Below are 12,100 nucleotides of genomic sequence, written 5' to 3' on the forward strand. Positions count from 1 at the left end.
CCAACCTAGGCATGAACAATTTTGTCAGACTAACAGCAATCGCAGGCTTGTTACTGGCGGGGGCGAGTTACGCGGCCGATACAACTTATCGCATCGATCAACTTCCTCAACTGCACCAGGAACCAGAGCATGCAACCGTGAGTGAGCGCGTAACATCGCGCTTCACTCGCTCTCACTATCGTCAATTTGCATTGGACGATCAGTTTTCAGCCAAGATATTTGATCGCTTCCTCAACATGCTGGATTACAGCCATAACGTGTTGTTGGCATCAGATGTGGCACAGTTCGCGGATAAAAAACATTCGCTGGACGATGAGTTAAAATCAGGTCAGCTAGATACGCCGTATGCGTTGTTCAATTTGGCGCAAAAACGTCGTTTTGAACGCTATCAATATGCATTGTCAGTGTTGGATCGGCCAATGGTCTTTACCGGTAATGACACCATTGATATTGATCGCAGCAAAGCCCCGTGGCCGACCAGCGAAGCCGAGCTGAATAAGCTTTGGGACGCTAAAGTTAAATACGATCAGCTTAATTTGAAATTGACCGGTAAAACGGATAAAGAGATCAAAGAAACGCTGACGAAACGCTATCAGGCAGCCATTAAGCGTTTGACGCAAAGTAATAGCGAAGACGTCTTCCAGTTGATCATGAATGCGTTTGCTCACGAAATCGACCCCCATACCAATTACCTCTCACCACGCAATACTGAACAGTTCAATACCGAGATGAGCTTGTCTCTGGAAGGTATCGGCGCAGTCCTGCAAATGGATGATGATTACACGTTAATCAACTCTATGGTTCCAGGCGGCCCAGCGGCGAAAAGTAAAACTATCGCGGTAGGTGATCGGGTGATCGGCGTTGGTCAAACGGGTAAACCGATGGTCGATGTGATTGGCTGGCGTCTTGACGATGTCGTCGCGCTAATCAAAGGGCCGAAGGGCAGTAAAGTGCGTTTGGAGATTTTACCTGCGGGTAAAGGGACGAAACCTCGCACTGTGACACTAACTCGCGAACGTATTCGTTTAGAAGACCGTGCAGTGAAAATGTCGGTGAAAACTATCGGCAAAGAGCGTGTCGGGGTATTGGATATTCCGGGTTTCTATGTTGGCCTGACTGAAGACGTTAAGGTGCAACTACAGAAGCTGGAAAAACAAAATGTCAGCAGCATTATCATCGACTTGCGTAGCAATGGCGGTGGCGCACTGACAGAAGCCGTCTCTCTGTCTGGTCTGTTTATTCCGAGTGGTCCAGTGGTCCAGGTTCGGGATAACAATGGCAAAGTACGCGAAGACAGTGATACTGACGGCGTGGTGTACTACAAAGGCCCGCTGGTGGTATTGGTTGACCGCTACAGTGCCTCTGCTTCCGAAATCTTTGCTGCGGCAATGCAGGATTATGGTCGTGCACTGATTGTCGGTGAGCCGACCTTTGGTAAAGGTACAGTGCAACAGTATCGTTCACTGAATCGTATTTACGATCAGATGCTGCGCCCTGAATGGCCGGCCTTGGGTTCACTGCAATACACTATCCAGAAATTCTACCGGGTAGATGGCGGCAGTACTCAGCGCAAAGGTGTTACTCCGGATATCGTGATGCCAACAGGTGTTGATCCGGCGGAAACGGGTGAAAGCTTCGAAGACAATGCCTTGCCGTGGGACAGCATCAATGCTGCCAGCTATACCAAGACGGGTGATCTGAAACCGTTGGAGCCAGAGTTACTTAAAATTCATGCGGCGCGTATCGCTGCTGATCCTGAGTTCCAACATATTCAGCAAGATATTGAACGCTATAAGGCACTGAAAGATAAGAAAAACATTGTCTCTCTTAATTACGCTCAGCGCGAGAAAGAGAACCATGATGATGATGCCACACGCCTGAATCGCTTAAATGAGCGCTTCAAACGTGAAGGTAAAAAGCCACTGAAGTCATTGGAAGATTTGCCAAAAGACTATCAGGAGCCGGACCCTTATCTGGATGAAACCGTGCATATTGCATTGGATTTAGCCCATAAAGAAAAAGCACAGCCACAAGTTGAGCCTCAACCCGCAACAGCGGCGGCAACAACTGCAAAATAATTGCGGCTGATATTAATAATCCGGGTTCTATTGAGCCCGGATTTTTTTTGCTTTTTTTATAGCGAAGCTAATGAATTGGCGAAAAAATAGCAGAATATGTAATGAAAAGTATCCAAATTTGTAAAGTTATGTTGATTTACTCTCTTAGAACTTAACAAGCCTTGAAAATTTATCAGATGCCCATACGATCAGCATATCTCAGCAGTAATTTGGCTAAGTCATCATTCAGTTTTATAGCAATTATGACTTAATACCTATTTTGACTTAATGCAGTGTCGATTTAGTACAATCGCCAATTAACACAATAAGGAAATAAATTTTTATGATGCGTATCGCTCTGTTCCTTCTCACCAACCTAGCCGTTATGTTGGTGTTCGGGTTGGTGCTTAGCCTGACAGGTATTCAGTCCAGCAGTGTGCAGGGGCTGATGATCATGGCCGGTCTGTTTGGTTTCGGCGGCGCATTCGTTTCGTTGCTGATGTCCAAATGGATGGCTTTGCGTTCAGTAGGTGGTGAAGTTATCGAACAGCCACGTAATGAAACTGAACGTTGGTTGCTGGAGACTGTGCGTCGCCAGTCTCAGCAGGCTGGCATTGCCATGCCACAAGTGGCTATCTATCAGGCCCCGGATATTAATGCCTTTGCCACAGGGGCTCGCCGTGATGCTTCACTGGTCGCCGTCAGTACTGGCCTTTTGCAAAATATGAGCCGTGATGAGGCTGAAGCGGTTATTGCCCATGAAATTAGTCATGTGGCTAATGGTGATATGGTCACCATGACCTTGATTCAAGGGATTGTGAATACATTTGTCATCTTCATTTCGCGCCTGATTGCGCAAGTTGCTGCTGGCTTCTTGTCTGGCGACCGCGACAATGAGGGCAGTAGTTCCGGCAACCCGATGGTTTATTTTGCCGTATCAATGGTATTGGAGTTAGTGTTCGGTATTCTTGCCAGTATCATTACCATGTGGTTCTCGCGTCACCGTGAGTTCCATGCCGATGCCGGTTCAGCAAGGCTGGTAGGGCGTGAGAAGATGATTGCCGCATTGCAGCGCTTGAAAACCAGCTATGAGCCACAGGAAGCTGGCAGCATGATGGCTTTTTGCATTAACGGTAAATCTAAATCATTCAGCGAGTTGTTCATGTCGCATCCGCCGCTGGATAAACGTATTGAAGCGCTGCGTTCTGGTCAATATCTGAAATAACCAGCATAGCAGCGGAACATTAAAGTTGGTTTTAAAACTCGCGGAGAGTGTCGCAAGAGACTCTCCGCGAATGTTATATAAGGCACACCCCACCAAGAAACAGGGCCATTGGCCTGATACCTCAGAAGTTATCTCCTCTCTTTAGCTCGCGCCAAAGTCACTATTGCCACACTTATTAGTCATTAAAAATAAGGAATGAGTAACAGAAAACAGTATGAATACTATTTCATATGGCTATCATGAAATTGAACGTGACCTTTAATCAAATCTACTTTATTAAGCTAATTCTATAGCACTATAAATAATATAATCATGCGTTAATTAAGGTTGAAGCATGAGTTATTTATTGAATGAAAAGTGCCAAGCTATCAGCTTCAATACTATTTAGTCGATGGCGCTAATCTTGCTATGACTTAATAATTTACATTATTTTATATGGATTAATTATGAAGAAAATTACGTCATCATCATTATTGTTATTTATGGGGGTAATTGGCAGCTGTATACCTCAGTTTGCTACCGCTGATATGTGGCGAGAGCCCACGCCAGAAATTAAGCAAGGGAAGTATTTCAGCCTGATTGTTGACCGCGGCGAATTGAAAAAAGCAGTCAAAGATTCCAATAATGAATATCTCTTTTCTGAGAAAGGGGCTGGGACTAAGCCGCTGGTGTTGGTAGGAACCGCCGTTGAAGTTGCGGAGTTCCTGCTTAACAATGAAACCAGTGGGATTGAAAACCATATCGCTGATTTACCTGATATTTACATGGGTATCTCCCCCTACGTGGTCAGGCAGCGCTTTAGCGGTTTATTCCCACTTAATGATATTTTAATCGCCTCAGTTGAACAGGCACAAAAATTTTTACCTTTCGGCACTATTCTTACCGATGCAGCAGGTATTCCAAGTGACCTTAAAGGCTTGAATGATGCACTCCATCAATTAGATGCAAAACAAAAAGAAAGTGGCCCCATTCTGTATGTCAAATTCAGTTATTTACCTGAAGAAGGTATGGTTAAGATTGGCAGAAAAACAATTAGCTTTGGCAAGATATTAAAAATCATGCAAAATAAATGATAAACAACTTATTTAAATAAATATCTGTCGCGAAAAATAATATTCTGGCGAGTATTACTTGGCAGGATAATAACTAGGGAATTTATTATAGTAATAATATATAAAGATAAATAAAACCCTCACATCGGCGGGGGTTTTAGCATGACAATAAGCTTAGCTCCGTTTTTGGCTTACGCGCAATAAACTGACCAATGCCGCGATACTGGCAAAACATCCAGCCAGAACCAGCGAAGCATGAGTTCCACCGGTTGAAAACATATTAAACATCAGCGCAACCAATGCCGCGCCAGTTGTTTGCCCCAATAGTCTTGCCGTCCCTAACATCCCGCTGGCACCACCGCTGCGCTGCTGAGGGGCTGCGGAAATAATAGTGTGGTTATTAGGCGACTGGAACAGACCAAAGCCAGCTCCACACAACACCATCCGCCAGATGATATCGATATCACTAGGGTCAGCCGGTAATATTGCCAACAGGAATAAACCACTGGCAAAGACCGCCAGACCAATCCCACCCAGTAATCCAGCATGGTAGCGTTCAACCAAGCGCCCAGCGATAGGCGCGACAACCATAGTGGCCAGTGGCCATGGTGTTAGCAGCAGTCCGGTGGCGACTTCATCACGCCCCAATACGCTTTGTAAGAAAAATGGCAGTGAAACCATTGCCAGCATTTGTGCGGCGAAAGAGCAAATTGATGTGCCGATTGATAGTGCGAAAATGGGAATGCGCAGCAAATCAACCGGAAGTAAAGGGAAGGGCTGGCTAAGTTGGCGACGCACAAAGAAGAAGCCAATAAGCAGTAATGCGATGACTTCGGCAGCAATCAGTGTTGGGCTTTCTCCTTGGGCAAAACCGCTGATAGCGGTGATCAGTAGGCCAAATGTCAGTGCATTCATTATGCAACTGGTCATATCAAAGCGATTGCCATTACTTTTCATGTTATTGGCAGGTAAGTACTTCATACCCAGCCCCCATGCCGCTAACCCGATGGGAACGTTAACCGCAAACAGCCATTGCCAGGATGCAACCGATAATATGGCGGAGGCAATGGTGGGGCCAGCCGCGGCAGAAACCGCCACGATCAGTGAGTTTATACCGATACCTCGGCCCAACTGTGCCCGCGGATAAATAATGCGAATCAATGCAGTATTAACACTCATCAGTGCCGCAGCACCAAGCCCTTGCAGCACTCGGGCAAATGTCAGTGTCCAGAGAGAGTCCGACAGGGCACAAAACAGTGATGTGATACTAAATACCAATAGACCGGCCTGATATACCCGCCGATAACCAATGATGTCACCCAGTGAAGCCATAGAAAGCAGTGATACGGTAATGGCCAACTGGTAGGCATTTACCACCCAGATAGATGTGGCGGGGCTGGCATTCAGGTCACGGGCAATGGTCGGTAGCGCGACGTTAGCAATAGTGCCGTCCAGCACGGCTATCGTAATACCTAAAGCGATAACCAGTATTGCAGCATAGCGCTGAGGAACCGGCATTCCATCTGTTGCTGATGGGTTCATAGGTTTTATCTGTAAAAATAATAAGGTAGGGGAATTTTTCTATGCTAACGATTATTGTGCTTGAATGCATCCCTACCAGCAGGGTTATTTGTAAAAGACAATTTTTTTCAAAAAAGAGTACATAAGTTGCTATCAAAGCAAGATTAACAGCCTGATAAGGACAGTAATTTGTGTAAATCAGTAAAAACAGAACCACGATCACGGAAAAATGAAACATCGTTTCTATAATGTGAGATAGTATTAGCCGAACAGGTTCCCCTGCGGGCAAATTTTAATTCTCTGATGATTTTAAGGACTTTCCGGATGGCCAAAGGTAAACAAATCCCCCTGACATTTCATACTTATCAGGATGCCTCTACCGGTGCACAAGTGACACGTCTGACGCCTCCTGATGTGACTTGCCACCGTAACTATTTCTATCAAAAATGTTTCACCCGTGATGGCAGCAAACTGTTGTTTGGCGGCGCTTTTGATGGCCCGTGGAACTATTACCTGCTGGATCTCAATACTCGGGTGGCAACACAACTGACAGAAGGGCGTGGCGACAATACTTTTGGTGGTTTCTTATCACCGGATGACGATGCGCTGTTTTATGTGAAGGATGGTCGCAACCTGATGCGCGTTGATCTGGCCTCTTTGGCAGAGAACGTGGTTTATCAAGTGCCGGAAGAGTGGGTTGGTTATGGTACTTGGGTAGCAAACTCAGATTGTACCAAGTTAGTGGGTATTGAGATTAAGCGTGAAGATTGGCAACCGCTGACTGACTGGAAAAAATTCCACGAGTTCTATTTCACGAAACCCTGCTGCCGACTGATGCGTGTTGATTTAAAAACAGGTGAGTCAGCGGTAATTCTGCAAGAAAATCAGTGGCTTGGTCATCCAATTTATCGCCCATATGATGACAATACAGTAGCGTTCTGCCATGAAGGTCCACACGACTTGGTTGACGCACGTATGTGGTTAATCAATGAAGACGGCAGCAATATGCGTAAGGTGAAAACCCACGCCGCAGGCGAAAGCTGCACCCATGAATTCTGGGTACCAGATGGTTCAGCCTTGGTGTATGTCTCTTACATGAAAGGCAGCCCGGACCGTTTTATTTACAGTGCAGATCCAGAAACACTGGAAAACCGCCAACTGACCTCAATGCCAGCCTGTTCTCATCTCATGAGTAACTATGATGGCACTCTGATGGTTGGTGATGGTTCTGATGCACCAGTAGATGTCCAAGATGATAGCGGCTATAAGATCGAAAACGATCCTTTCCTCTATGTTTTCAACATGAAAAATGGCACTCAGCATCGTATTGCTCGCCACGACACTTCATGGAAAGTATTCGAAGGCGATCGCCAAGTAACACATCCGCATCCTTCCTTTACGCCTGATGATAAACAAGTGCTGTTTACATCTGACGTTCACGGTAAGCCGGCATTATATTTGGCCACATTGCCTGAGTCGGTCTGGAAATAGTTGAATTTTGCACTAGCCTCTTTCATGGAAAGAGGCTAATTTGCTGTCTGCAAGGCTTTTATCCGATTATTCACATTGGTTTATTGCACAGTCTCGCGACTTCCCTTTATAATAAAACCACTGTTCTATTTTTTTTAAAACATATTGTTTTATGAAACACAGAAAACTGAGTAGGGTAACCAAACAATGGCTATTGCAGATCTAGATAAACAGCCCGACTCTGTTTCGTCGGTTCTGAAAGTTTTTGGCATCTTACAAGCATTGGGCGAAGAACGGGAAATTGGTATTACCGAACTTTCTCAACGTGTAATGATGCCTAAGAGTACAGTATACCGCTTCCTTCAGACCATGAAATCCTTGGGCTATGTAGCACAGGAAGGCGAATCAGAGAAATACTCCTTAACGTTGAAGTTATTCGAGTTGGGAGCTAAAGCACTACAAAATGTCGATTTGATTCGTAGCGCTGATATACAAATGCGTGAATTATCCAATGAAACTCGTGAAACTATTCACTTGGGTGCTTTGGATGAAGACAGCATCGTTTATATACATAAAATTGACTCTATGTATAACCTGCGGATGCATTCTCGCATTGGGCGTCGTAATCCACTGCACAGTACGGCCATTGGTAAAGTGCTGCTGGCATGGCGTGACCGTGGTGAAGTAGAAGAAATCTTGTCTCACATCGAGTTTACCCGCAGTACCAAACATACTTTGGGCAGTGCCGCAGAATTGTTGCCAGTGCTGGATAAAGTTCGTGAACAAGGTTTCGGCGAAGATGTTGAAGAACAAGAAGAAGGTCTGCGTTGTATCGCTGTCCCTGTTTTTGACCGCTTCGGCGTGGTGATTGCCGGGTTAAGTATTTCATATCCAACATTGCGTTTTTCTGAAGACAGTAAGAGCGATATTGTGAAATCTTTACATCGTGCAGCGCGCAATATTTCAGAACAGATGGGTTATCGCGATTATCCTTTCTGAGGAAATTTCTAATTAGGGTAAATACTGTATAATTATTGGATATTTGTAATCAGCTGTTAATTATAACTATTTATTCCTTTCCATCCCAAGCGGCTCCTATAATCAGGGGCCGTTTTTATTGACAATCATACCTCATGACGGCAACGTCAAGGCACTCAGTGTATAAGTCTTCTCAAATCTTAATAGTTATTATTTAGAAACATTGTTTATAGTTCATTTAGTTCTGCTGGGTCACTATAACCGTGCTTAAGCATATTATAGGGAGAAATATGATGAGGAAGTTATTAAGCGCCGGGATATTACTGCTGCTAGCCGGTTGTAGTAGTTCCCAACGTGACAATCAGCATAAATTGATCGATCGGGGTGATTATAAGGTTGATACCAGTATGCCTTCGATTGCCCAAAATGAACGAGTACGGTTCTTGGTACTTCATTATACCGCGATAGATGATGCTGAATCATTGAAGGTACTGACGCAAGGACAGGTCAGCGCCCATTATCTGGTAAAAACACATCCTGACACTCTTGATGGTAAACCTGTTGTTTTGCAATTGGTTCCCGAGTCTCAGCGCGCCTGGCATGCCGGTGTTAGCTATTGGCACGGGCGTAGTAGCCTGAATGATACCTCGATAGGTATTGAAATCGTTAATAAGGGCTTCACTGAGAAGATGTTGGGTAGGGAGTGGTACCCTTACAACGAATCACAGATTAAACTGATTGAGCGGCTAACCAAGGACATTGTTGAACGTTATAATATTGACCCAACTGATGTTGTTGCTCATAGCGATATTGCCCCTCTAAGAAAATCCGATCCCGGTCCGCTATTCCCTTGGCAGCGTTTGGCACTGCTTGGTATTGGTGCGTGGCCAGATGACGCAACGGTCACAAAGTATATCGATGGTCGCAATAAGCGAGATATGGCTTCAGTCAGTGTTATTCAGCAGGCGCTAGCTCGCTATGGTTACCAAATCCCCCAAAGTGGTGAGCTGGATGATGAAACGAAGCAAGTCATTAAGGCTTTTCAGATGCATTTCAGAGCGCAAGATTTCAGTGGCGTACCTGATGTAGAGACGGAAGCTATTGCACTCGCGCTAGTGGAGAAATATCGTCCCCTGCGTACTTGACGCTACAGGGGGGTTGGCTGCTTTCACTCGTACATAAGTAAGCTCATCGGACTTGTTCAATTGCCGTCTACCTGTAGCTCCAATGACTTTGGGGATGTTCGCTGTACTTGAAACTGCAAGATGGATGTCGCTAGAAATAAAAAAGCCCGTCACTTCTGACGGGCTTGCTCGGGTTATCACTACTCAATATATCAATACTTATTGATGGGCTAAATCGCCATCATCATCACTATTAAGAATTTCTTTATCTGTTTGTTTCATTAACTGGCTGGTAACAGTACCAGCAGTCATTGAACCGCTGACATTCAATGCGGTACGGCCCATATCAATCAATGGCTCAACTGAGATAAGCAGCGCAACCAATGTGACGGGTAAGCCCATCGCAGGTAAGACAATCAGTGCGGCGAAGGTCGCGCCGCCGCCCACACCGGCAACACCGGCTGAGCTGATAGTGACAATCCCGACCAGTGTCGCAATCCATATTGGGTCCAGTGGGTTAATGCCAACAGTCGGTGCCACCATGACGGCCAGCATTGCAGGGTAGAGCCCAGCGCAACCATTCTGGCCGATAGTCGCACCAAAGGAGGCGGAGAAACTGGCAATAGACTCGGGCACACCTAAACGACGAGTTTGTGCTTCCACATTCAACGGAATGCTGGCTGCGCTGGAACGGCTGGTGAATGCAAAAGTCAGCACTGGCCATACTTTACGGAAGAATCTCAGTGGATTGATACCGGTGAAAGACAGCAACAGCGCATGCACCACAAACATAATGGCCAGGCCCAGATAGGATGCAACAACAAAACTACCCAACTTAATGATGTCTTGAATATTAGAGCCAGCAACGACTTTGGTCATCAATGCCAACACCCCATAAGGGGTCAGTTTCATGACCAGACGCACGAGCTTCATCACCCAAGCTTGGAGGGTATCAATAGCAACCTGAACACGTTGGCCTTTCGCCACATCATCTTTTAGCAATTGCAGCGACGCCACACCAAGGAAGGTAGCAAAAATAACCACACTGATGATTGATGTTGGGCTAGCACCGGTTAAATCGGCAAATGGGTTTTTCGGAATGAAGGACAGAATCAACTGAGGTACTGACAGGTCAGTCACTTTGCCAAGATAATTACTCTCTATCGCACTCAATCGCGCTGATTCTTGTGTGCCTTGTACTAAACCTTCAGCAGTTAAGCCAAACAGATTGGTAACCAGTACCCCGACCAATGCCGCAATTAATGTGGTAAACAATAAAGTGCCGATAGTCAGAACACTGATTTTACCCAGTGACGAAGCATTATGCAGTTTAGACACGGCACTTAAGATAGAGGCAAATACCAGCGGCATAACAATCATTTGCAGCAACTGTACATAGCCATTGCCGACAATATTAAACCAAGTGATAGATTCTTTCAGTACTGGATTATCTGCACCATAAACCCATTGCAACCCCAGACCAAACAGCACACCTAGCCCCAGGCCAACCAAAACTTTTTTAGCCAGACTCCATTGCTTATGCCGGGTTTGTGCCAACAGTAATAGCAGTGCCACAAATACCAGCACGTTAATCACAAGCGGTAGGTTCATCCCCAAATCTCCAAATTATTATTTTAAATACTGGCTACGCACTCTATTTCTATTTTTTATAGAACAGAGCCAGATACAGTCAATTATGTCATTAGCCGTGTATGGTAGCAGTTACCCCATGGCTCACTTATATCCAAAAAGAATTGTTTATAAATTTTTGCCATGATTTGTATAGAATGTATTCAGATTGGTTATAGTTTGCTCATTAAAGTGTGATCACAGTCTAAAGTTTTTCAATTGCTCCATATAGGATAGCAGCGGAATTGTCGTGTCAGTCTGCCAATAGACGGAAAAACAAACTAATAGCACACATAATACTCGCTCCAATTGATTGCCTTTCTGGGGCCGCAAGATAGGGATAGAAAAACGCCAACGGCAAGGCCAGAGGAGGGGGACTCCGGCGGGCGTTATCATGTCGGCTAATAGATGACTAAAATAGCCAATAATCATGGCGTGAAATACATCTGGGGGAACAATCCAATCCCGTGAAATATCCATTTGGAAAAGGGCAATACCACCAATCACCGCCAACAGACTATGGGTAAAGCCGCGATGACCAAATGCGCGAGCAATAGGGGTTGAGATCCACTTCAGCCGCTGACCTAAGATAGACTTTGGATGATCAATATCTGGCAGCAGGGAAGTTAGCAGGGCGCCAGGTATAATATGCCACCAGTCGCCATGTGCCAGTTCAGGGGTAAGACCGACTTTTTTGGCAAAAATAACGCAGGCGACAGAAAAAATAAGGTGTCCTTCCCCTGTCATACTTGAATTCCGAATCTGTAGCTGTTGATATATCCAGTATATGAGATTTATCTCGCTTTAGATAGCCGTTACGCTGTAACTAAATGTCTCATTTTTCTCTGGCTGAGAGAGGTAAATTCCGCTTTGGTATTCAGCTGTGTGATATCTGTGCTGCGGGGGAAATGTAGGGGACGAGGCGCGAGGTGATTGACTGGATATTGGGGCCCTGATTACGCGGCTTAAAAAAGGGGAAAAGCGACCGGGAGTCAACTTTTCCCCAAAGTAATACGGGTATGGGCATAATTTAACAAATAATGA

At 45.3% G+C, this 12,100-nt stretch carries 9 protein-coding genes; 6 read left to right on the forward strand and 3 right to left on the reverse strand.

Translation table 11 applies throughout. The annotated features are described in order from the left end of the window. Positions 1-11 precede the first annotated feature (11 nt). The 3 genes from prc to FTA96_RS09575 all read left to right on the forward strand — a co-directional run bounded on the left by prc (position 12) and on the right by FTA96_RS09575 (position 4,355). Positions 12-2,078, forward strand: coding sequence for a carboxy terminal-processing peptidase (gene prc, locus FTA96_RS09565; protein ID WP_050109622.1), 2,067 nt, complete (start codon positions 12-14; stop codon positions 2,076-2,078). 322 nt (positions 2,079-2,400) lie between these two features. Beyond that, complete coding sequence (gene htpX / locus FTA96_RS09570; RefSeq protein ID WP_050097497.1) at positions 2,401-3,282, forward strand: protease HtpX; 882 nt, start codon at positions 2,401-2,403, stop codon at positions 3,280-3,282. 482 nt (positions 3,283-3,764) lie between these two features. Continuing rightward, complete coding sequence (locus FTA96_RS09575; RefSeq protein ID WP_145573784.1) at positions 3,765-4,355, forward strand: hypothetical protein; 591 nt, start codon at positions 3,765-3,767, stop codon at positions 4,353-4,355. A 153-nt stretch (positions 4,356-4,508) separates the two neighbouring features. On the opposite strand, the gene FTA96_RS09580 is transcribed toward FTA96_RS09575, so the two are convergent. Next, on the reverse strand, positions 4,509-5,876 hold the full coding sequence (locus FTA96_RS09580) for an MFS transporter (RefSeq protein WP_145573707.1): 1,368 nt from the start codon (positions 5,874-5,876) through the stop codon (positions 4,509-4,511). A gap of 303 nt (positions 5,877-6,179) precedes the next feature. On the opposite strand from FTA96_RS09580, the gene ogl reads away from it, so the two are divergent. The 3 genes from ogl to FTA96_RS09595 all read left to right on the forward strand — a co-directional run bounded on the left by ogl (position 6,180) and on the right by FTA96_RS09595 (position 9,448). Further along, positions 6,180-7,346: an oligogalacturonate lyase gene (ogl, locus tag FTA96_RS09585; protein ID WP_050121228.1), complete on the forward strand. Its 1,167-nt coding sequence runs from the start codon at positions 6,180-6,182 to the stop codon at positions 7,344-7,346. Positions 7,347-7,532: 186 nt separating this feature from the next. Next, positions 7,533-8,324 carry a DNA-binding transcriptional regulator KdgR gene (kdgR, locus tag FTA96_RS09590; RefSeq protein WP_050109618.1) on the forward strand — a complete coding sequence of 264 codons (792 nt, stop codon included), beginning with the start codon at positions 7,533-7,535 and terminating at the stop codon, positions 8,322-8,324. A gap of 272 nt (positions 8,325-8,596) precedes the next feature. Next, the gene (locus tag FTA96_RS09595) at positions 8,597-9,448 is read left to right on the forward strand and encodes an N-acetylmuramoyl-L-alanine amidase (protein ID WP_050134573.1); all 852 of its coding nucleotides are present in this window, start codon (positions 8,597-8,599) and stop codon (positions 9,446-9,448) included. A gap of 198 nt (positions 9,449-9,646) precedes the next feature. Here the strand turns inward: FTA96_RS09595 and FTA96_RS09600 are convergent, their stop codons facing one another. Together FTA96_RS09600 and FTA96_RS09605 are read right to left on the reverse strand one after the other, a co-directional pair. Further along, positions 9,647-11,038: an L-cystine transporter gene (locus FTA96_RS09600; RefSeq protein ID WP_050109616.1), complete on the reverse strand. Its 1,392-nt coding sequence runs from the start codon at positions 11,036-11,038 to the stop codon at positions 9,647-9,649. A 216-nt stretch (positions 11,039-11,254) separates the two neighbouring features. Continuing rightward, positions 11,255-11,803 (reverse strand): metal-dependent hydrolase, encoded by a 549-nt coding sequence (locus tag FTA96_RS09605; protein WP_050109615.1) that lies wholly within the window; start codon positions 11,801-11,803, stop codon positions 11,255-11,257. Positions 11,804-12,100: the final 297 nt, after the last annotated feature.

This window comes from Yersinia alsatica, from assembly GCF_902170305.1.
GTDB lineage: Bacteria > Pseudomonadota > Gammaproteobacteria > Enterobacterales > Enterobacteriaceae > Yersinia > Yersinia alsatica.